Source organism: uncultured Ilumatobacter sp. (genome assembly GCF_963980585.1).
Lineage (GTDB): Bacteria > Actinomycetota > Acidimicrobiia > Acidimicrobiales > Ilumatobacteraceae > Ilumatobacter_A.
In genome coordinates this window covers 1-20007 of the sequence record NZ_CAXCAM010000034.1, presented here as the reverse complement: position 1 = coordinate 20007, position 20007 = coordinate 1, and the positions used below count along the sequence as shown (strand labels likewise).

The 20007-nt window shown below is 63.5% G+C and carries 23 protein-coding genes; 8 read left to right on the top strand and 15 right to left on the bottom strand.

What is annotated here, in order from left to right:
• The first annotated feature begins 3 nt into the window (after positions 1 to 3).
• Positions 4 to 1116, top strand: a complete 1113-nt coding sequence (locus ACH2DW_RS11270; protein WP_394929848.1) for a hypothetical protein — start codon at positions 4 to 6, stop codon at positions 1114 to 1116.
• An 8-nt stretch (positions 1117 to 1124) separates the two neighbouring features.
• Here ACH2DW_RS11270 and ACH2DW_RS11265 read toward each other — a convergent pair whose 3' ends face one another.
• On the bottom strand, positions 1125 to 1784 hold the full coding sequence (locus tag ACH2DW_RS11265) for a YgfZ/GcvT domain-containing protein (protein WP_394929847.1): 660 nt from the start codon (positions 1782 to 1784) through the stop codon (positions 1125 to 1127).
• Between the two features lie 46 nt (positions 1785 to 1830).
• Here ACH2DW_RS11265 and ACH2DW_RS11260 point away from each other — a divergent pair, with 46 nt between their 5' ends.
• On the top strand, positions 1831 to 2427 hold the full coding sequence (locus ACH2DW_RS11260; RefSeq protein ID WP_394929846.1) for a hypothetical protein: 597 nt from the start codon (positions 1831 to 1833) through the stop codon (positions 2425 to 2427).
• Between the two features lie 3 nt (positions 2428 to 2430).
• Here the strand turns inward: ACH2DW_RS11260 and trpE are convergent, their stop codons facing one another.
• The 4 genes from trpE to ACH2DW_RS11240 form a co-directional block, all read right to left on the bottom strand.
• Positions 2431 to 3957, bottom strand: a complete 1527-nt coding sequence (gene trpE / locus ACH2DW_RS11255) for an anthranilate synthase component I (RefSeq protein ID WP_394929845.1) — start codon at positions 3955 to 3957, stop codon at positions 2431 to 2433.
• Positions 3957 to 4310 carry a phosphoribosyl-AMP cyclohydrolase gene (hisI, locus tag ACH2DW_RS11250; protein WP_394929844.1) on the bottom strand — a complete coding sequence of 118 codons (354 nt, stop codon included), beginning with the start codon at positions 4308 to 4310 and terminating at the stop codon, positions 3957 to 3959. The genes trpE and hisI overlap by 1 nt, the downstream gene beginning before the upstream one ends.
• Positions 4311 to 4354: 44 nt before the next feature.
• The gene (locus tag ACH2DW_RS11245; RefSeq protein ID WP_394929843.1) at positions 4355 to 4639 is read right to left on the bottom strand and encodes an EthD family reductase; all 285 of its coding nucleotides are present in this window, start codon (positions 4637 to 4639) and stop codon (positions 4355 to 4357) included.
• Positions 4640 to 4705: 66 nt separating this feature from the next.
• Positions 4706 to 5044: a GroES family chaperonin gene (locus ACH2DW_RS11240; protein ID WP_394929842.1), complete on the bottom strand. Its 339-nt coding sequence runs from the start codon at positions 5042 to 5044 to the stop codon at positions 4706 to 4708.
• A 27-nt stretch (positions 5045 to 5071) separates the two neighbouring features.
• On the opposite strand from ACH2DW_RS11240, the gene ACH2DW_RS11235 reads away from it, so the two are divergent.
• A complete protein-coding gene (locus tag ACH2DW_RS11235; RefSeq protein WP_394929841.1) occupies positions 5072 to 5656 on the top strand; it encodes an alpha/beta hydrolase in 585 nt (194 codons plus the stop codon).
• A 66-nt stretch (positions 5657 to 5722) separates the two neighbouring features.
• Here the strand turns inward: ACH2DW_RS11235 and ACH2DW_RS11230 are convergent, their stop codons facing one another.
• From ACH2DW_RS11230 to hisC, 7 genes are all read right to left on the bottom strand, one after another.
• Entirely contained in the window at positions 5723 to 6688 is a 966-nt protein-coding gene (locus tag ACH2DW_RS11230; RefSeq protein ID WP_394929856.1) for an aldo/keto reductase, read from the bottom strand.
• Between the two features lie 133 nt (positions 6689 to 6821).
• Positions 6822 to 7535 carry a crotonase/enoyl-CoA hydratase family protein gene (locus ACH2DW_RS11225; protein WP_394929840.1) on the bottom strand — a complete coding sequence of 238 codons (714 nt, stop codon included), beginning with the start codon at positions 7533 to 7535 and terminating at the stop codon, positions 6822 to 6824.
• A gap of 105 nt (positions 7536 to 7640) precedes the next feature.
• On the bottom strand, positions 7641 to 8447 hold the full coding sequence (hisF, locus tag ACH2DW_RS11220; RefSeq protein ID WP_394929839.1) for an imidazole glycerol phosphate synthase subunit HisF: 807 nt from the start codon (positions 8445 to 8447) through the stop codon (positions 7641 to 7643).
• The gene (locus ACH2DW_RS11215; RefSeq protein ID WP_394929838.1) at positions 8444 to 9178 is read right to left on the bottom strand and encodes a HisA/HisF-related TIM barrel protein; all 735 of its coding nucleotides are present in this window, start codon (positions 9176 to 9178) and stop codon (positions 8444 to 8446) included. The genes hisF and ACH2DW_RS11215 overlap by 4 nt, the downstream gene beginning before the upstream one ends.
• Positions 9175 to 9873 carry an imidazole glycerol phosphate synthase subunit HisH gene (gene hisH / locus ACH2DW_RS11210; RefSeq protein ID WP_394929837.1) on the bottom strand — a complete coding sequence of 233 codons (699 nt, stop codon included), beginning with the start codon at positions 9871 to 9873 and terminating at the stop codon, positions 9175 to 9177. Before hisH ends, ACH2DW_RS11215 begins: the two co-directional genes overlap by 4 nt.
• Complete coding sequence (gene hisB, locus ACH2DW_RS11205) at positions 9870 to 10463, bottom strand: imidazoleglycerol-phosphate dehydratase HisB (protein WP_394929836.1); 594 nt, start codon at positions 10461 to 10463, stop codon at positions 9870 to 9872. Before hisB ends, hisH begins: the two co-directional genes overlap by 4 nt.
• Entirely contained in the window at positions 10460 to 11572 is a 1113-nt protein-coding gene (hisC, locus tag ACH2DW_RS11200; RefSeq protein WP_394929835.1) for a histidinol-phosphate transaminase, read from the bottom strand. The genes hisB and hisC overlap by 4 nt, the downstream gene beginning before the upstream one ends.
• 77 nt (positions 11573 to 11649) lie before the next feature.
• Here hisC and ACH2DW_RS11195 point away from each other — a divergent pair, with 77 nt between their 5' ends.
• From ACH2DW_RS11195 to rlmN, 4 genes are all read left to right on the top strand, one after another.
• Positions 11650 to 11853 (top strand): hypothetical protein, encoded by a 204-nt coding sequence (locus tag ACH2DW_RS11195; RefSeq protein WP_394929834.1) that lies wholly within the window; start codon positions 11650 to 11652, stop codon positions 11851 to 11853.
• A gap of 192 nt (positions 11854 to 12045) precedes the next feature.
• Positions 12046 to 12993: a mycothiol synthase gene (gene mshD / locus ACH2DW_RS11190; protein WP_394929833.1), complete on the top strand. Its 948-nt coding sequence runs from the start codon at positions 12046 to 12048 to the stop codon at positions 12991 to 12993.
• A 1-nt stretch (position 12994) separates the two neighbouring features.
• A complete protein-coding gene (locus ACH2DW_RS11185; RefSeq protein ID WP_394929832.1) occupies positions 12995 to 14812 on the top strand; it encodes a M3 family oligoendopeptidase in 1818 nt (605 codons plus the stop codon).
• 69 nt (positions 14813 to 14881) lie between these two features.
• The gene (gene rlmN, locus ACH2DW_RS11180) at positions 14882 to 15928 is read left to right on the top strand and encodes a 23S rRNA (adenine(2503)-C(2))-methyltransferase RlmN (protein ID WP_394929831.1); all 1047 of its coding nucleotides are present in this window, start codon (positions 14882 to 14884) and stop codon (positions 15926 to 15928) included.
• 72 nt (positions 15929 to 16000) lie between these two features.
• Here the strand turns inward: rlmN and ACH2DW_RS11175 are convergent, their stop codons facing one another.
• Both ACH2DW_RS11175 and ACH2DW_RS11170 read right to left on the bottom strand, forming a co-directional pair.
• Positions 16001 to 17341: a phosphotransferase family protein gene (locus tag ACH2DW_RS11175; RefSeq protein ID WP_394929830.1), complete on the bottom strand. Its 1341-nt coding sequence runs from the start codon at positions 17339 to 17341 to the stop codon at positions 16001 to 16003.
• 18 nt (positions 17342 to 17359) lie between these two features.
• Positions 17360 to 18664: a peptidoglycan DD-metalloendopeptidase family protein gene (locus tag ACH2DW_RS11170; protein WP_394929829.1), complete on the bottom strand. Its 1305-nt coding sequence runs from the start codon at positions 18662 to 18664 to the stop codon at positions 17360 to 17362.
• Between the two features lie 109 nt (positions 18665 to 18773).
• Between ACH2DW_RS11170 and ACH2DW_RS11165 the strand changes: the two genes are divergently transcribed.
• Complete coding sequence (locus tag ACH2DW_RS11165) at positions 18774 to 19598, top strand: ABC transporter ATP-binding protein (RefSeq protein WP_394929828.1); 825 nt, start codon at positions 18774 to 18776, stop codon at positions 19596 to 19598.
• Here ACH2DW_RS11165 and ACH2DW_RS11160 read toward each other — a convergent pair.
• A partial coding sequence (locus ACH2DW_RS11160; RefSeq protein WP_394929827.1) for an SRPBCC family protein occupies positions 19576 to 20007 on the bottom strand: 432 nt, incomplete at its 5' end. The two genes, ACH2DW_RS11165 and ACH2DW_RS11160, sit on opposite strands and share 23 nt — an antisense overlap.

The following is a 20007-nucleotide window of genomic DNA, read 5'->3' as shown; positions in this document are numbered from 1 at the left end:
CCAATGTTCACGCTGCTCGGCTTCAAAGTGCATGTGCAGCCCGGCTTCGTGATGTTCATGGCACTCATCGTCATCGTGTACGGGGACGAGTTCGGGTTGTGGCTGGCCGGGGCCATCGCCGTGTTCACGATCATTCACGAACTCGGCCATGCCGTCTCGGCTCGCCAGAATGGCGCTCACGCAGAAATTTCTCTCGGCTTTCTCGCCGGCTATGCGTCGTATGCACCCACGCGCCCGATCTCGCGCCTCGGTCACGCCGTCATCTCATTCAGCGGACCAGGAATCCACATCGCCAGCAGCATGGCGCTGTTGCTAGCTCTCGGCGCCAACCCGTTGGACCGTTCGTCGTTCGACGCCAACGCCGCAACCTCAGCGATCTGGTGGGCCGGGCCAGTGATCGGCGCGCTCAACTTGATTCCGATCTTGCCACTGGATGGCGGTCACATCGTGTTGCAGGGCCTTGACCGCCTTTTTCCCGGCCGCTCAGATCGCATCATGCTGCTGTTCTCCATCACCGTGACAGGCATCGCTGCTGCGGTGATGTTCGTCAGCCCCAATCTGCGCGGCTTTGGTATCTTCATCGCGTTCTTGATGGTCACGCAGTTACAGATGCTGGGTGCCTCGAAGGAACCGCAGTCACCCTGGATCTCGGCGAACAATGCGCTCGAAGCCGGCAAGGAGAACCGTGCGCGGCGACTGCTGGTCGCGGCTCTCAGCCACTCCCGGCCCGACGCAGTACCGATGGCGCTTGCGCTCGAGTCCGGTCAGCTTCGTGCGCTGGTCGAGCTGCTCCCCGACCCCAAACCGTTTGGGGACCCCACCAACGAATATCTGCTCGCCAACATTCTGATCTCGCTCGGCGAGTTCGAAGACGCCGCGCACTACGCGGCAGGCAGCTTCGAACGGAACCCGAACACGCTGAGCGCATCAGCGGTTGCGCGTGCTTCCGGGGCGTTAGGAGATCAGGGCACAGCGATCGGGTGGTTGCGCGCGGCTGCCAACGTCGGCACTTCGCCGGCCGGGCTCGCATCGGTTATCGACGGATCTCCCGAGTTGATCGGCCTGCGAGAACACCCCGAAGTGCAGGCCATCCGTCGCACGCTGTCGCGCGTCTAATTCAGATCTCAGTCCAGGTGGGCGGGCAGGCGGCCCACGTCATTGCCGCGCTTCACGTAGGCCAGGGCCGTGGTGCCGCTGACGCTGGTCACCTCGGCGAGGTCGTCAATGCGCTCGCCGACTGCGGTGCCATCGGGGACGTCAAGGATCCGAAGTGTCTTCGGCGCGTCGGCACCACGGCTATCCATTCTCTCGACCAGTTCCTGTCCTGGGTAGCAACCCTTGGTGAAGTTGACCGACAGTGGAACGACGCCCGTCACCGCAGGAATCGTCTCGCCCGAAACGATCTCGGCGCCCATCCGAGGCCAACCGGCAGCGATGCGAGCTGCTTCGTGGCCAGCTGACGGCGCCGAGTTCTCGGCGGGCACCAGCGACGAGTCGGCCTTGACGCGAATCTTGAATCGATTGATTCGTGCCTCGAGTGTCTCGCCGAACCCTGCGTCCGTGTCGAGGACGAACGTCAAGTCGGCAGTCCTCGTGATTCGGGCCAGGACGTCAATCTTCCCGTTCGGCGCAAGCACCAGCGTCCATCGCGTCTCACCAACCTCGATGTCCCGGATCTCCTGCGCGATCTGCGACTGCAGATACGTGAGGGCGTCATCGCCTTCGACAGTGAGACGATCGCGGGCTGATTCGTCGATGAATGGCAGGTCGGCGGAATTCTGCATCGGCCCAGTCTGGACCGAGCCGAGCGATCTGGCACACTGCGATGCAATGAGCAATGACCACTTCGACGCGAGCTCAGATCGACAGGGGTTCGGCCGCGACGGACTCGATCAACTCGCACAACGAGCCGTTGACGCCGTCCTGCGTCTCGTGCGGCGGGCCTCCGCGCTCGCGACCGGCGTGTTGTTTCTGACGATCGTGATCAGTGTGGGCGGGTTCTTCCTCGGTATCGCCGCACTCGACGGCGGCATCGAAACGGTGTGGACCGTCCTCGGCGCCGTGTTTGCCTTCATTGCCATTGCCTCAGTAACCACGGCCCTTTCGCGGCTCCGCTCGGTGCGCAAAAACACCGACGCGCTCCTCATCGAGATTCGCTCGCTGATCGCCGGCAACACGCAAACGCAACGCACCGTCATCGAGACCATCGAATCAACCGACGCGTCGCAAGGCGACAGTGTCGTTGCCGTTTCACGCCAGTTCTTCTCTCTGCAAAACGAAGTTGGCGATCGCTCTGGTCAGTTCAAAAGCCTCGGCCTCGCGCTCACCGCCGTGACCAGCTTCGCAGGACTCATTGCCCTCGCGACCATGATCACGTTCGTGTTCGCCGGCCTCAGCGTGATTTTTCTGATCGCCCTCGCCCTGTAAGGGTCAGGCTTGCGTGCCCGCTTCGCGTCGCGCCGCTGTCATGCGGCGCGCACCGGGAATCGCTGCCAGCAGGGCTGCGGCCTTGTTGCGGCACTCGAGGTCTTCGTCGTCCGGCACCGAGTCAGCCACAACGCCGGCCCCAGCCTGCAGGCTTGCCGTTTTACCGTCGCCCGTGACAAACATCGTACGAATCGCGATGGCCGTGTCGAGGTTGCCGGACCAGTCGATGTAGCCGACCACTCCCCCGTACGGTCCACGCTTGACCGGCTCGAGTTCATCGATGATCTCCATCGCTCGGACCTTCGGTGCACCCGACAGTGTTCCTGCTGGCAACGTGGCACGCAGTACATCGATCGGCCCGAGCTCATCGCGCAATTCCCCCGACACCTGCGAGGTCATGTGCATCACATGGCTGTACCGCTCGAGCGTCATCAGCTCATCAACGTGCACGGTGCCGAACTTCGACACCCGGCCGACATCGTTGCGGGCAAGGTCAACCAACATCACGTGCTCGGCGCGCTCTTTTGGATGCTCCTGCAACTCAGCGGCCATCAGGCGATCATGCTCGTCCGTCTTGCCGCGCCGACGCGTCCCGGCGATCGGCCGGGACACCACCTTGCGGTCGAGCAATTGCACCATCGGCTCGGGCGACGACCCGACGATCGTCAGCTCATCGTGCTTGACGTAGTACATGTAGGGCGACGGATTCACCTGCCGGAGCACGCGATAGAAGTCGAACGGATCGGCCTCGAGTTCAATGTCGTACCGCTGGGCCAGCACCACTTGAAAAATGTCGCCGGCGACGATGTAATCCTTTGCAGCTTCGACGGCGCGTTGATACATCCCGTTCGGCATCGTCGATGCGAGAACGGGGAGGTCGTCTTCGAGAGATGGCGGGGCGACCGGCGTGTATGGCAGCGGTTGCGCCAGCTGTTTGACCGCCTCGCTGACCCGCTGAACGGCCGCGTCGTAGGCCGTGTCGAGGTCAACTGCGCTCAGGCCAAGCGTGGGGACGCTTTCGATGAGGTAGACCCGCTGCCGCCAGTGATCGAATGCGGCAAGCGAACCAATGACAGACATCACCGCGTCGGGGTAGCTTCGGTCGTCGTTCGGCGTTCCAGGCAGGTGCTCGACCTCACGAACGATGTCGTAGCCGAGGAAGCCCATAATGCCGCCGTGTAGCGGCGGAAGGTCAGGGAACGACGGACTGCTGTACGCGCCGAGCAGCGCTTCCAACGCAGCAAGCATTCCATCGCCAGTCGGAATGCCGTCAGGCACCGGGCCATCGATCTCAACGGTGCCATCGCGCAGGATCAGCGTGGCCGACGGGTTGCGACCGACGAATGAGAAACGGGCCCACCGCTCGGCGCCTTCGACCGACTCAAGCAGGAAGCCGGGGCCGTCACCAACAAGCTTGGTGTACGCGGCAACCGGCGTTTCGAGATCAGCAAGCAACTCAGTCCATACGGGCACCACCGTGTGCTCGGCGGCGTGCGCGTGGAACTCGGCCCGTGTCGGTTGGAACTGCATCAGCCGAAGCTGCTGAAGAAGCAGGTGCGCGCACCGGTGTGGCAGGCACCTGCGCCTTCTTGCTCGACCTTGAACAGCAACGCGTCAGCGTCACAATCGTAGAACGCTTCTTTGACGAACTGGCGATCACCGCTGGTGTCACCCTTGCGCCAAAGTTCCTGACGGCTGCGTGACCAGTAGACCATGCGTCCCTCGGCGAAGGTCATCTTCAACGACTCTTCGTTCATCCACGCGAGCATCAAGATGTCGCCGCTATCGACATCCTGGGCAATGGCCGTGATCAGGCCGTCGCTGTTGTATTTGAGTCCGGCCAACTGCTCGTCGGTCGCTGCGATCGTGATCCCGTCAGGCATGAATCCAGCCTACGGACGTGGCGGCCGCTCCATCCGGTCAGATTTCAGCTGTCGACGATTTGTGACACCTGCACGGCCGACTCAGCATTCGTGAAGTTCGGAACGTCAGCGAGCGCCTCGCCTGCGCTACCCATGCCAGCTTGCATGGCTTCCATCGACTCGAAGTACAAGTTGCCGACCGCGATGTACGGACCGTTGATGCCGGACTCGATGTCCCATCTCGCCGGCTTGATCGTACGGTCGACGATTTCCATGTGCTTGGTCTTGTAGTAGTCCATGTCGAATGTGGCATCGTCGCCGCTCGGGTACATGACGCTGACTTTGATCATCGGTTGCTCCTGGTGTTGTTGAAACGGCCAACGTAGGCCATCACGACCCTCCGAACGCGCAGCGGACTAGAGATAGAGCCCGGTGGATGCTTCGATGCGCTCTGCGGCAACCGCGTGGAGCTCACGCTCGCGGAGCATGACGTAGTCCTCGCCCTGAACTTCAACCTCGTACCGATCGTCGGGACTGAACAGCACCTTGTCGCCAATCTCACAGCTCCGAACGTTTTGTCCCTGCGCCACGACGGTCGCCCAGACGAGACGTTTCTGAACCTGCGCCGTTGCCGGAATCACAATCCCGCCGGATGACTTACGGTCAGTGCCCTTGTCCGAGACCTTCACGAGCACGCGGTCGTTGAGCATTTTGATCGGCAGCTTGTCGTCAACGCTCGATGTGGGGCCAGCCATGGGCGCCGAGGGTACCGTGGCATTGTCATGACGCGAACCGTGCAGTTCACCACCTCTGATGACGTCACCCTCAACGGCGACCTGTCCATCCCCGACGCTCCCCGGGCCGCCGCGATTATTTGCCATCCGCATCCGCAGCACGGCGGCAACCGACAGAACAACGTGGTGCAGGTGCTCTTCGATGCACTCCCCGGCGCAGGGATCGCGGCGCTGCGTTTCGACTTCCGAGCGGCGTTCGACCACGGCCGAGGCGAACGGCTCGATGCCACGACAGCAGTGGACTTCGTGTCCGCCGAGGTGCCGGGCGTCCCGCTGTTCGCCGTCGGCTACTCGTTCGGCGCCGCAATAGTGCTCGGATTGGACGACGACCGCCTCGCAGCCAAGGTGCTCGTCGCGCCCCCGCTCGCGGCGATGGATGTGAGCCGGGGCATGGACGTTGCCACGCTCATCCTCACGCCCGCCCACGACCAGTTCTCGTCCCCGGACGCAACTGAGGCGATCATCTCGGAGTGGCCACAGACCACCCACGAGACCATCGCCTCAGCAGATCACTTCCTTGTCGGCCGCACCGCGCACATCGCGGAACACACCCTGAAATTCCTCACCACCTGATCGTTTGTGTCCGAGATTCTGCGGACCGGTCCGCAGAAATCCCGACGCAAACAATGCACGCAGGGATCAGCGCTTGACGGCGGCTCGCATCTCTTCGTCGACCTCGTCGGTGATCAACGGGATCACGTCGATCGCGGCGAAGTTTTGCTCAACCTGGCTGACCTTCGACGCTCCGGTGATGACGCTCGACACCATCGGGTGTTTCGCCGCCCAGGCAAGCGCCAACTGCGCCATCGAGCAATCAAGGCGGTCAGCGATGGGACGCAGATTCTCGACCTGTGCCAGCGCGTCGCCGTCAGACAGACGGTCTTGCAACCACTCGTAGCCGGCGAGGGCACCGCGGGAGTCCTCGGGAATGCCGTCCTTGTACTTGCCGGTGAGCAAGCCAGACGCCAGCGGGCTCCAGATGGTGTTGCCGTAGCGGTAGTCCTCCCACAGCCGGGCATAGTTCTTCTCGACGTTGCGTCGTTCGAGCAGGTTGTACTGGCTCTGCTCGGTCACCGGCTTGTGCAGGTGATGCTTGTCGGCGATTTCGATGGCGCCACGAATCTCTTCGGCCGTCCACTCGCTGGTTCCCCAGTACGTGGCCTTGCCGGACGACACGATGTCGCTCATTGCCCGCACGACTTCCTCAAGCGGCGTCTCGGGATCGCAGCGGTGGCAATACAAGACATCGACGAAGTCGTGCTGGAGGCGTTCGAGTGATGCATCGATCCCTTGCATCAGGTACTTGCGGTTGAGCGTGTTCCGCATGTTCGGTGTCTCACCGTTGATGCCCCAGTAGAGCTTGGTAGTCAGGACATAGGACCAGCGTTCCCATCCGAGGTCGCGAAACGCTTTGCCCATGATCTCTTCGCTCTTGCCGCCGGCATACGCCTCGGCATTGTCGAAGAAGTTGCAGCCGGCCTCGCCCGCGGCCTCGATGCACTCGGTGGCCAGCGTGTTGTCGAGCTGGGTGTCGAAGGTGACCCAACTACCGAGCGACATGATGCTGACCTTCATGCCGGTGTTGCCGAGGCGCCGGTATTCCATGTTGGGATTGACTTTGGGGGTTGCCATGACCGGACAGTACCCAAGCAGCAAGCTGTCCGTCGTGCCGACCGAACAGAGCGCACGTCAAACCACCGCCTTTTCGTGCGCTTGGCGTGATCGGCGACGCGACCAATCAGATCTGCGCGGCGAGTCCCCCGGCGCGGTCAGCGGCAATTTGTTCGGCCATCTGGGCAACTGCTGCCCCGCGCATCTTTCGGATCGTCACCGCATAGGCCTTGCTATCAAGCGCAGCAAACTCAGTGGCCTGAGCAATCGCCGCGTCGAGCACCGCGTCCGGGGCGACAGCCTCGTCAAGGTAGCCAGCATCGACCGCGCCCAAAGCGTCGGTGATCCGCGCCGTCGGAATCGCTCGCTGGAGATGTCGCTGACTCAGCCGCTCGCCCGCAAGGGTCAGCGCCCAGTCCGGAAGTGTCATACCGATGGCCACCTCATTGAGGCCGATCTTGCAGGGCTGATCGGCTCCAATTCGAACATCGCACGCCAACAGGATCAACGCGCCCGCGGCCAGGGCGTGGCCCGTGCACGCTGCGACGACGGGCACTTTGGCCGCATAGATCGAGCGGCAGAGCTCGCCACCGTTGGCGACCAGATCGGCCATCGCGGCCATGTCGCCGGCCAGCATCACGGTGAGGTCGAACCCGGCGGAGAACTTGCCCTCGCGGCCGTGCAGCACCACGGCGTGAATGCTGTCGTCGCCTTCCGCCTCGCTGATTGCTTCGCTGATCGCGATGATCATGTCGTTCGACAACGCATTCGCCTTGCCGTCGTCCAGATGGCAGATCAGGACGCCCGCGCGCCGTTCCGTCGTGACCAATGCATCGCTCATTCCCTGAAAGTTACGCACTCACAACGTTTGTGTACGAGTTTCTGCGGACCGGTCCGCAGAAACCCCGACACAAACGGGAAGGAGTGACGGGAAGGAGTGACGGGCTCAGACGCCGGCGGGGCGCACGGTGATGCCGGCGGCGGTCATCACGTCTTTGGCTTCGGCAACCGTGTGCTCACGAAAGTGAAAAATCGACGCAGCCAAGACAGCATCGGCGCCGCCCTGGGTCACGCCATCGGCCAGGTGTTCAAGCGTGCCGACTCCCCCGCTGGCGATGAGTGGGACGTTGACCCGATCAGCGATTGCTCGAGTCAGGTCGAGATCGAAGCCTTCGCGAGTGCCATCACGATCCATCGACGTGAGCAGCAACTCACCGGCACCCAGCCGCACCGCCTCTGCAGCCCAGTCGACCGCATCAATGCCGGTCGGGGTGCGCCCGCCGTGCAGGTAGACCTCCCAGCCATCGGCCGGTACCTCGGGAGCGGGGCCGCTGACATCGCCGTCGGGGCGACGTCGACGAGCGTCGATGGCGCACACCACACATTGGGAGCCGAACTCGGCTGCAATCTCAGTGATCAGCTCTGGCCGTTGCACGGCTGCGGTATTGACGCTCACTTTGTCGGCACCGGCACGGAGCATGCGTCGAGCGTCTTCGAGCGTTCGAATGCCACCGCCGACCGTGAACGGGATGTAGACCTGCTCGGCGACGCGATGCACCATTTCAATCGTGGTCTCACGGTTGTCGCTCGAGGCAGTGATGTCGAGAAACACCAGCTCATCGGCACCCTCGAGGTCGTAGCGGGCCGCGAGCTCGACCGGGTCGCCAGCGTCACGTAGGTCGACGAAATTGGTGCCCTTCACGACCCGGCCATCAGCCACGTCGAGACATGGGATGACGCGCGCCGCCTTCATCGGTCGGCTCCTTGCGCCCGGGCCAATGCAGCCAGGCCTGCCGCCACCGTGAAGCGACCCTCGTAAACCGCCTTGCCGGTAATGACACCGCCGAGTCCAGGAATTGCCGCCAACACCTCGATATCGGCGAGGCTCGACACCCCTCCGGACGCAATGACGGGCGCGCCGGCGAGTTCTGCGGAGCGAGTGAGTCCCTCGACGTCCGGTCCTTCGAGCATTCCGTCGCGACCGATGTCGGTGATGACGAAGACATCAGCCGTTGGGAAGCGCTCGTACGCATCATCGAGCATGACGCCACTTCCCTTCGTCCATCCGTGCACCGCAAGTTCACCGCTGCGATGGTCGAGGCCGACAGCGACCGGCACCACCTCTGAGGCCAATGCAACCAAGGCGGGGTCGCGCACCGCGGCCGAGCCCATGACCACGCGGGCCACGCCGGCATCGGCGAGCTGACGGGCATCGTCGACCGAACGCACGCCACCGCCCGTCTGCACCCGGCTCGTGCCCTGGACTGCAGCAGCGATAGCCGCAACGACCGGCCGGTTGACGGGGTCACCCGACTTCGCGGCGTCGAGGTCGACAACGTGAATCCACGGCGTCCCGGCATCGGCGAAGCCGCGCGCCATCGCAACCGGATCGGTGCCGTACTCGGTCTCATCGGCGTAATCGCCCTGCCGGAGCCGGACGACGCGCCCTCCAAGCAGGTCAATGGCCGGGTACAACTCGATCATGCCGATACCTCGTTGCTCGGTACTGCCGATGTTGCTGCGGATCGAGCGCACACCTCGACGAAGTTCGACAGCAACGCCAGTCCGGGCGCGCTCGACTTCTCTGGATGGAATTGAGCAGCAAACACGTTGTCAAGCCGGAACGCGGCGTTCAGCGTGGTCCCGTACTCGACCGTTGCGACCACAACAGCCGGATCATCGGGCACGCCGTGCAGTGAGTGCACGAAGTACAGCCAAGGCTCGTCACCGAGACCGACGAGCATCGGGTCGGCAGCGACGATGTCAAGACGATTCCACTGCATCTGCGGGATCTTTGGTCCAGCGACCGGCTCGGTCGGGATCCACGTAATCGTTCCTGGGATGACGCCAAGACCACGCGCTTCAGGGTTTTCCTCAGACTGGCTGAACAGCATCTGCATACCGACACAGATGCCAAGAAACGGACGCCCAGACGCAACCGCATCGAGCGCCGGCTGTTCCAGACCGCTCGACCGCAGGGCGTCCATACAAGCGCCAAATGCCCCGACACCGGGCAGCACCACGCCGTCGGCATCCGCGATGACCTCGGGGTCAGCGGTCAAACGCGCATCGGCGCCGCCTCGCTCGAGTGCCTTTTGCGCCGAATGAACATTGCCGATCCCGTAGTCGAGTACCGCGACCAGCGGCCGCACCCCGCCCGGTGAAGCAGCGGCCGTCACAGCACGCCCTTGGTCGACGGCACCCCACCTGCATCATCGATGCGAACGGCGTCACGAAGCGTGCGCGCCAACCCCTTGAAGGTTGCCTCGATGACGTGGTGGGTGTTGCGCCCCCGGATCATCTCGACGTGCAGAGTGATGCCAGCCGACGTGGCGAACGACGAGACGATGTGCTCTGCCAGTTGCGGGTCGAATGCAGGGTCGCCGAGCGGCAGGCTCTCAGGCATGTCGACGTGCCACTCGACATGCGGACGGCCCGAAAGGTCGAGCGCGACGTCGATCAGGGCCTCATCGAGCGGATAACGGCCGCTTGCAAAACGTCGGACGCCGGCTTTGTCACCCAGAGCTTCGGCGAAACACTCCCCGAGCGTGATCGCCACGTCTTCGACCGTGTGATGCGTGTCGATGTGTAAGTCACCGACTGCCTGCACTCTGAGATCGAACCCGCCGTGGCGGCCAAGCTGATCAAGCATGTGGTCGTAGAACGGAATGCCGGTTGAAATGTCGGTCGTGCCGGATCCGTCGAGGTCGATCGAAACCTCGATCGATGTCTCCTTGGTCGAGCGGCTACGGCTGGCGGTGCGACTCATCGGTCGGCTCCATTCTGTTCGGTCTGGGGATGACTGCGAAAGTCAGCGGTAGAAGCACTGAGTACATCGGAGAGCGCACTCAGGAATTCGGAGTTTTCGTCGCGTGTGCCAACGGTGACGCGCAGGCAGTTCGCCAGACGCGGCCAGCCCGAACAGTCACGGATCAACACGCTGCGGTCGACGAGGCCCTGCCACACCGCACGGCCGTCGTGGCCGTCAGGCCGAAACAAGACAAAATTCGCTCCACTCGGAATCACCGTGAGGCCCAAAGCCTCGAGTTCAGAACTGATCCGCCCGCGCTCAGCAACAATCTGTGCGACCCGATCATCCATGTCCTCGACATAACGCAGCGCGAGCCGACCAGCGATCTGCTTCACCGTGTCGAGGTGGTACGGAAGCACCACTTTCTCAAGCTCGGCGACCAACCAGGTCGGACCAACGAGGTAACCGAGACGCGCTCCCGCCATCGACCACGTCTTAGAGAACGTGCGGGTGACCACCAGCGGCGTGTCTTCGTCAACGAGATCGAGTGCCGTCCAGTCGGCGAACTGGGCGTAGGCCTCATCGACAACGACAAGGCCGGGTGCGAAGTCGAGGAGCTGCTGTACGCGATCGGCCGGCTCGACGAGACCGGTGGGATTATTGGGAGACGTCAAAAAGACGACGTGCGGTTGGTGCTCGGTGAGAACCCGTTCGACTTCGGCAGGGTCAAGCGTGAAATCCTCGGCGCGCTCGCCCTCCACCACGGTGGCACCGGTGATGCGGGCGATCTGTGCATGCATCTGGTACGTCGGCTCGAACGTCGCGACGACGCGGCCGGGACCCGCGTAGGCAAGCAGGACTGTCTGGAGCACCTCGTTGGATCCGTTTGCGACGAAGACCTGTGCCGCATCGACACCGTGGCTCTCAGCGATGGCGACGCGCAACGCCATCGCTGCGCGGTCCGGATATCGATGCCATTCGACTTTCGAGACCTCCGCGGCGACGGCTTCGCGGAACGCGTCAGGTGGCGGTGTCGGTGACTCGTTGGTGTTCAACCGGACACGAACGTCGACCTGGGCCGAGTGATAGCCCTCGAGGGCACGGAGGTCGTCGCGAACAGGAATCACGCAGCTGAAGGGTACCGACGGAGAGGCCCAGCTCTCGGGATCGTTTCGGTCGTTTCGCCCGCCGATAGCGTCGGAGCGTGGCTGCCTCACTCGAACGCACGTCGTCGGAACTCTCGACCATTGCCGACAACGTCGGCCGCTACCGCGAACGGGTAGCTGGTCTCGCCGAGCCGTTCGTCGGTACCGAGCGCGACGACATCGTCGGGGCAATCCACGAAGCGGAGCGCCAACTTCGCTCCGCCGAGCGCACCCTGCAGCGCGCCATTCGCCAAGTCAGCTGAAAACGAAACGACGACCCCTCGGAAGGGGCCGTCGTTCGGCGAGGTCAGGCGGCGGATGCCCGACACTCGCGGCAAACAGGTTGGCGGGAACCTTGTTTGCAGGAAAGACCGTACTCCCCTCCGGGCCGAGGGTCCAACTGGACGGCTCCGCCCGGGCAAAAGGGCAGGAAGCTGGACCGGTAACCTGGCCCCGTGCGATGTCTTGAGATCAAACGTCAGATGGAAGATGATGACATCGCCACGGTGAACGAGCTGCTCGACGCTGCAGCGCGCGCCGATGGACGGCGGCCGCTGTCCGATCACCTCTACCTCGACCTCGTCAATGGCGGCCACAACGGGTTCGCCGGGCTGCTTGCATCGGAGCCAGGCCACGATCATCCGGTTGCGTACGCCCAAGTGTCGCGGGGTAACGACTCCTACGCGTTCGAGCTGGTGGTCCATCCGCACCACCGATACGAGATGGCCACGATCGGCCCTGAGCTGATCGACTCCGCCATCGAGGTCATCGCTTCCGACGGGGGCGGGAACGTCAACTGGTGGGTTTACGAACCCACGTCGATGCACCGCCAGCTTGCTGGCGACGCCGGTATGCGTGTCGGGCGCACGCTCCATCAGATGCGCCGCCCGTTGCCCACCGGTATCGCTGTCACGGCGGCAACTCGTGATTTTGTTCCAGGTATCGACGACGACAGTTGGCTGTCGGTCAACAACCGTGCATTTGCGGGCCATGGGGAGCAAGGCGGTTGGACGCTCGAGACGTTCTGCCAACGTCAGGGCGAAGAGTGGTTCGACCCGGCTGGATTCCGCGTCCACGACGTCGACGGCCAGATGGCTGCGTTCTGTTGGACGAAGGTCCATCCAGCGACCGAAACCGAACCAGAGGTCGGCGAGATCTACGTGATTGCGGTCGATCCCGACTTTCACGGGCGTGGCCTCGGCAAGCAACTCACCCTCGCTGGGCTCGAACATCTCAGCGACATGGGCATCAGCACCGCACTGCTCTACGTCGATGCCGACAACACTGCAGCAGTGTCGATGTACGAGCGGCTCGGCTTCTCGGTGTCGGCCACCAACGCAGCGTTTGTGAACGAGGTCGCACCGTCCAACCAATTCGTCCTCGAGAGCAGCGGCAACCGCTGATATGACGGCGAGCAACAACCAGGCACTCCCGCGTTGGAACGTCACCGACGTGCACGAATCGCTCGACGCAAGATCCTTCACAGACGCACTCGAACTCGTCGGCGCTGACGTCGAACGGCTGGCGGTCCTGTTCGACGAACTCGACATCCGCTCGACCGAGCGCAGCATCGAGCCAGCAGACGGCGACAAGGCCGACCGGGCAATCGCTGAGTTCAACCGGGTGTCTGACGCACTCAACCTGCTCGATGCATACGTGTACTCAATCGTGTCGACCGACTCGCGCCACGAGCATGCCCAGGCGGTGATGAGCGAAATCAACACGACCGGATCATCGCTGCGACCGCTGCTCGCCCGCCTTGCAGATTGGGTCGCCGCGTTGGGCGCTGACGAGATTGCCAACGTGAGTGCCGAAGCACGCGAACACCTCGGCCCGCTCCAACGTTTTGCCGAACGCGCGGCACACCAGATGCCGGAGGCCGAAGAACACCTATACGCGGCGCTGAGCACGACCGGCTCAAGCGCTTGGGGACGGCTGCAAAGCGACGTCACCTCCCAGCTCACCGCATCGGTCGCGCTCCCTGACGGCCCTGCGAAGTTGCCGATGCCAGCGGTTCGTGGCCTCGGCACGGATGCCGACCCCATCGTCCGCGAGGCTGCCTACGACGCCGAGATGCAGGCATGGCCCACCATTGAAGTTCCCGTCGCCGCGGCGATGAACGCCATCAAGGGCGAGGCCAACATCATCAACCGTCGACGCAACTGGGCGTCGCCGCTCGATGCGTCGTGTTTTGCCAACAGCGTGAGCCGGACCACGTTCGATGCGATGCACGCTGCGGTCACTGCGTCGCTACCTGACTTCCAACGCTGGATGCGCGTCAAAGCACAGCTGCACGGCCACACTGCCGAGCGCGGCCTGCCCTGGTGGGACCTTGTGGCTCCACTTCCGTTTGTCTCGAGTGCGGTGACGTGGGACGAAGGCATCGGCATCGTGCGCAACGCCTTCACCGAGTACAGCCCATCGCTCGCCGGACTCGTCGATCGCGCGCTGACCGATGAATGGATCGATGCTGCGCCACGCGACGGCAAGCAGGGCGGAGCGTTCTGCATGTCGTTCGGGGGCGACCGATCCCTCGTGATGCTCAATTGGTCAGGGTCGACGGAATCAGCACAAACGACCGCCCACGAACTTGGCCACGCTTACCACAACTCCACGCTTGCGGGCAGAACAGCGCTGCAACGCCGACTTCCGATGGCGCTCGCCGAGACGGCCAGCATCTTCTGCGAGACGCTGGTGGTCGAAGCTGGCCTCGCCCGACTTGAAGGCGACGAACGTTTGGCGTTGCTCGACGTCGACCTGCAAGGGACGAACCAAGTCGTCGTCGACATCCGCTCGCGCTTCCTGTTCGAGACCGAAGTATTCGCCCGCCGCCAGCGCCGTACGTTGAGCGCCGCCGAACTCTGTGAACTGATGAACGAGGCGCAACTCTCTGCCTACGGCGACGGCATCGATCGGGCCACAGCGCACCCATACATGTGGCTCCTCAAGCCGCACTACTACGGCTCCCACTTCTACAACTGGCCTTACACGTATGGGCTCCTCTTCGGGCTCGGCCTGTTTGCCCGGTATCAGGCAGACCCCGAACGGTTCCGGTCCGGCTACGACACCCTGCTGTCTCGAGTCGGCATGGACACCGCTGAGCAGCTCGGCGAGGCATTCGACCTCGACGTCACCGACGAGGCGTTCTGGACCTCGAGCCTCGACGTCGTCCGCGCCCGCATGGCGGAATACGAGCGCCTCGCTGTACCGCATCTCACCTGACCAACTGCACTCAAAGACGACAGGGTGCCTGGCACCAACTCGTCGTCGCACCACGGATAGCGTGACCGAGTGCCCGGACCGACTCGATATGACGTAACGCGCGAAGCGCTTGCCGAGCACCTCGACGGTGAACCGCGCTACCGGCTGGATCAACTCTGGGACGGTCTGTACACCCAACTCGCCGACCCAGCCGACATCACCAATCTGCCCAAGAAGCTGCGCCAGCGACTCGATGATGAGTTGCCAACCGCACTTACTCCGGTGACCGAGTCGGTCGACGAGACCGGCGACACAGTGAAGTTCTTGTGGGAACTCGACGGCGGCAGCCGAGTCGAGACCGTGCTCATGCTGTATCCCGACCGGGCAACGGTCTGCGTGAGCAGCCAGGCCGGCTGCGCCATGGCGTGCGGATTCTGCGCCACCGGGCAGGCCGGATTCACTCGGCACCTGACCGTCGGCGAGATCGTCGAGCAGGTCGTCAGGGCCGCGCAGCGAGCCAAGCAGGCCGATCGCCGCGTGAGCAACATCGTGTTCATGGGCATGGGCGAACCGATGGCCAACCTCACGCCGGTCTGGAAGTCAGTCGAGCGCATTCATGGCGACATCGGTTTGTCGGCCCGACACATCACAATCTCCACTGTTGGCTTGATCCCCGGTATCCGGGCGTTGAAGGACTTGCCGCTACCGGTGAACCTCGCCGTGTCGTTGCACGCAGCCAACGACGAACTCCGGACCGAGATGGTGCCGATCAACAAGCGGTATCCGATCGACGACCTCATCGAGGCATGCAGCGAATACCTGCAAGTCAAGAACCGTCGGGTGAGTTTCGAGTGGGCCATGATCGATGGGGTCAACGACCGCACCAGCGACGCCCGAGAACTCGCTGCACTGTGTCGCCGACTGCAGCCACATGCGCACGTCAATCTGATTCCGCTCAACCCGACGCCCGGTTATCCGACCATGGGGACACCATTGAAGAAGGTCTACGCGTTCCGTGATGCGCTCGAGGAATTTGGCGCCAACGCCACCGTGCGGCAGAACCGCGGCACGGACATCGATGCGGCCTGCGGTCAACTTGCCGCCGGCCAGCCAGTCACCATTACCCCCAAGGTCTGAACACCTTCCCCTACCATCGGGGCATACCGGGGCGCGCAAGATGTGCACGCGAACTCAAGCGATGGGCGCCAGTCAGTCGAGGTACTTGGGGTTGGCGACGCGGAGCTTGTCGACAACAGACTCGAAGAGCACTGCACCGATCTCAGCTTGACGGTGTGCCGCGGCACCGGAACGGATCAGCGCTGCAAGATCAGCCTCGCTGCGTACGCCCAGCGCGTCGAGTCGCTCTTCGTGGGCCACCGCCTGAGCTCCGCCCAGCAACATCTCTCGCTCGACCATCGACAACACATTCACCGCCACTCTGCTGTGAAAGCGGAGATGCCCTGCGACTGACGTGAGCACATCACGCTCGATCCATTCGCGCACTGCCTCGACCAATTCCGCCGACGTCGGCACGTCGTGCGGTCCGCCATCCGCCGTTGCGCCCGACCGCACCGGAACGTCGGCAACGCTGAGCCCGATCCCTGACAAACCGAACAGATCGAGGCCGCCCGGGTCAAGGAGGTCAAACTCGTTTTCGCACACGCGTCGGCCAATTGCAGCCAGCTCGTGGCTGCGCACGGCGCCAGAGCGGTGCGCGTTGGCCTGGAGTGCGCACATGATCCCCCACTTCCACGTGCCGAGCACCTCCCACCAACGGACGGCGTCGGCGTCGACGGTTCCACCCCCCGCTGCCTCGTACGCCGCGAACAGATCAGCGCGTGTGCCGATACCACCCACCGGGTCCGCCCCGCCGAATCGCCACGCCTTGACGCACAGCCACCCAAGATCTTCCATCGGGTCTCCGATGTGAGCGAGCTCCCAATCGATGATCGCGCTGAGCCCTCCGGGACCGACGATCAGGTTGCCGAGCCGAAAGTCGCCGTGCACAAGGCTGCGCCGAGTCTCGGCAGGTCGATGTTCGAGGAGCCAGTTGCGGGTGAACTCGAACACCGGGTGCGGCTCGCCGAGTTCATCGAACACAGCGGTGTAGTGCTCGATTTGGTCAGGATCATCAAGCCCGTCGATGTCGTCGGGGTCGACAGAGTGGATCTGGGCCAGCGCAGCACCACACCGCTCAGCAAAGCTGCTTCGAGCGTCGGCGAACTCGTCGTCGCGCTGAATCTTGCGCGCAATCGTCTCGCCGGAAATCGCCTCGACGATCATGAACGCTCCGCCGTCATCGCGCCGACCCGACGCCACCATGGCCGGCACCGGCACGCCGGACGCACCGGCTGCTGCGACGACTGCGGCCTCGACCATCATGTCTCGAATGTCACCAGCACGCTGCAGCTGGACAACCAGCTGCTGGCCATCGGCGGTGAACCGCCAGGTCTCACGAGAGGCGCCACCCGACAACCGGGTCAGGTCGGCGATCGGTGTGCCAAGCTCGTTGCTCAGCAGTTGACCGAGAACGTCGGACTCGCTCGTCATCCGAGCGAGCCTGGCAGATCAGCAGCCAGCGGCGCGCACCGTGGGGTACGGATTTGTGGGGAGACCGCCGCCTGGCCGAATCTCGAAGTGCAGGTGGGGTGTACTGAACCGAGCATTGCCGGTGTCCCCGTTGTATCCGATGACATCGCCCTGGAAAACGATCCGGCTCTCGCCCACGTAGCTGTCGAGGTGGGCGTAGTAGTAGCGATTGCCGTTGCCGCCGAGGAGCGACACCGCGTTGCCGCCCAGCCGATTGGTCTTGAACGTGGCGAAGCCACTGGTGACCGCATAGATCGGGATGCCACGAGGCGCAATCATGTCGACGCCCTGGTGGCTCCGCCCACCAGAGCGGGGTGCGCCCCAAGTGTCAGCGAATGCCGAACCCGGCATCGGGCAGATGATGTTGTCGAGATAGCCAGCGCCAGTGTCGATGGGGCGGGCGTTGCTGCCACTCCCGCCGACACCCGTTCGACCACCGCTCGTGCCGCCTGACGCGCCATCGTTGGTGGGGACTTCGGTGGTCGAAGGCGCAGTCTCGGCAGGCGTTGTCGTGACGTCACGCACCTCGGCATCATTCGTGGCGAGTGCGCCTGGCACCGTGGGCGACGGTGCGACCAGCGTCGTGGTCGACAGGTCGACGACAGGGTCGGGAATCGCGCGGGCTGCTGCTTCGGCTTCACGGCGCGCTTGCTCCTCCAGTTGAACGCGATCAGCGGCGATCCGGGCGGCAAGTGCGCGCTGCACTGCTTCGTCTTGCAAGCGTTCCTCTTCGAACGCTCGAAGGCGGGCCACTTCGTCCTCCGCTTGCTCTTGCAGGGCGACAAAGACCGCTTGCTGCGCCTCGATATCCCGTTTGCGGTCGGCCAGTTCGGATTGGCTGGTGACCAGTTGCTTTTGCGCGATGTCGTACGCGTCGAGCACGTCTGCGCCCGAGTTGGTCAAGACGTCAACGAATACTTCGGCCTGTACCTGATCTTGGGGGGCCTGAATACCGGTGAGCAACGGAATACCAGACGCACCGCTGGAGATGAACCGCGACACAGCGACCGACTCGACGTCGCGGCGCAGCCGATCAACAATGGCTTGCAGTTGATCAGTCTCTCGTTCGAGCCCTCCGACTTCGTCCTGCAGTACATCGAGATCAGATTCGGCCTGGAAGAACGCCTCGGCGGCTTCGTTGGCTTGGTTGCGAGCCTCTTGGATCTCCCGCGCGGCCCGTTCCGCAGCAGCTTCGTCGGTCTGCGCCATAGCCGCCACCGGAACGATCGATGCAACGGATGTGACGACAATCGCGAGCAACGCTGCGATCCTTCGTCCGGTCATACGAGGCGCAACTGTACTGGACATTGCGGTTTGATGACGGGCACCCCGAGCGCGCAATCTCCCGCGGCGGGAGCGGATGTGCGATGCAGTTACGGGCATGATGGATGGCATGGAGGACATGAACTCGACATCAAAGGCATCACCACCTCCTCCTGCTCTGGAGTTGCGCGATGTGCACCTGCATCGGGATGGCACTGATGTCATCGGCAAGATCAACTCAAGAGTTGAACGGGATCAACGTTGGGTAATCCTGGGCGCGAACGGATCGGGCAAGACCAGCCTCATGCGCATCATGGCGCTGTACGACCATCCGACGTCGGGAACGGTCGACGTCCTCGGTCAACGGCTAGGCCAAACCGATGTCCGAACCCTCCGCCGCAGCGTGGGCTATGCCTCTGCGGCCCTCGCTGACCAGTTGCGCCCAGAACTCGCAGTGATCGATGTCGTCCGAACCGCCAAGTTCGCTGCCCTCGAGCCCTGGTGGCATCGCTACGACGACGCGGACACCGATCGGGCCGGCTTCTGTCTCGCTCAGATGGGCGTCGAACGGTTTTCCGACCGGACGTTCGGCACACTCTCATCGGGTGAGCAACAGCGTGTGTTGCTCGCCCGCGCACTGATGAACGACCCCGCTGTCGTGCTGCTCGATGAACCGTCGGCGCGCCTCGACCTGGGCGGTCGCGAGCAGTTGGTCAGGGCGCTTGGCGCGCTCGCTACCGATGCCGCCGCAGCACCGCTCGTCATCGTCACTCACCACGTTGACGAGATCCCGCCGGGCATCACCCATGTCTTGCTGCTCGCAGGTGGCAACGAGTTGGCGTCTGGACCAATCGCCTCGACGCTGACGGCCGAATCGTTGAGTGACTGCTTCGGACTCCCGCTCGCCTTGGAACGGCGAGCCTCAGGCCGATTCAGCGCGTGGGCTCGTCACTGACGAGGCCGATCAGTCGTTCGCTCCCCCGTCGGACGGCATCATCGAGCACACGCTGGAGGACCGCTCCGCTCCACAGACTTCCGCCATACCGCAATTCCATCGTCAAGGTGGACGCATCGCCACCTGACCCCGTCTCGCCGTCAACCGTGGCGCGCAGGGTCCAAGGTGAGTGTTGTCGACCGTCGAGCTCCCTGCGCTCGAACGTCACTCGGTGAGGCAGGTCGTGCTCGGTTCGGACCATGCGCAACACCTTCGATCGAGCAAACGGTCCGACCTCGGCGCGCAGCTCCACCTGCCATGCAGGCAATCCCTCAGCCTCGGTAACCGGTCCGACGTGATGCACAAGGCGCATCCACTGCGGGTACACAGCAAGGTCTTCGACCCAGGCAAAAAGCCGATCGGGCCCACA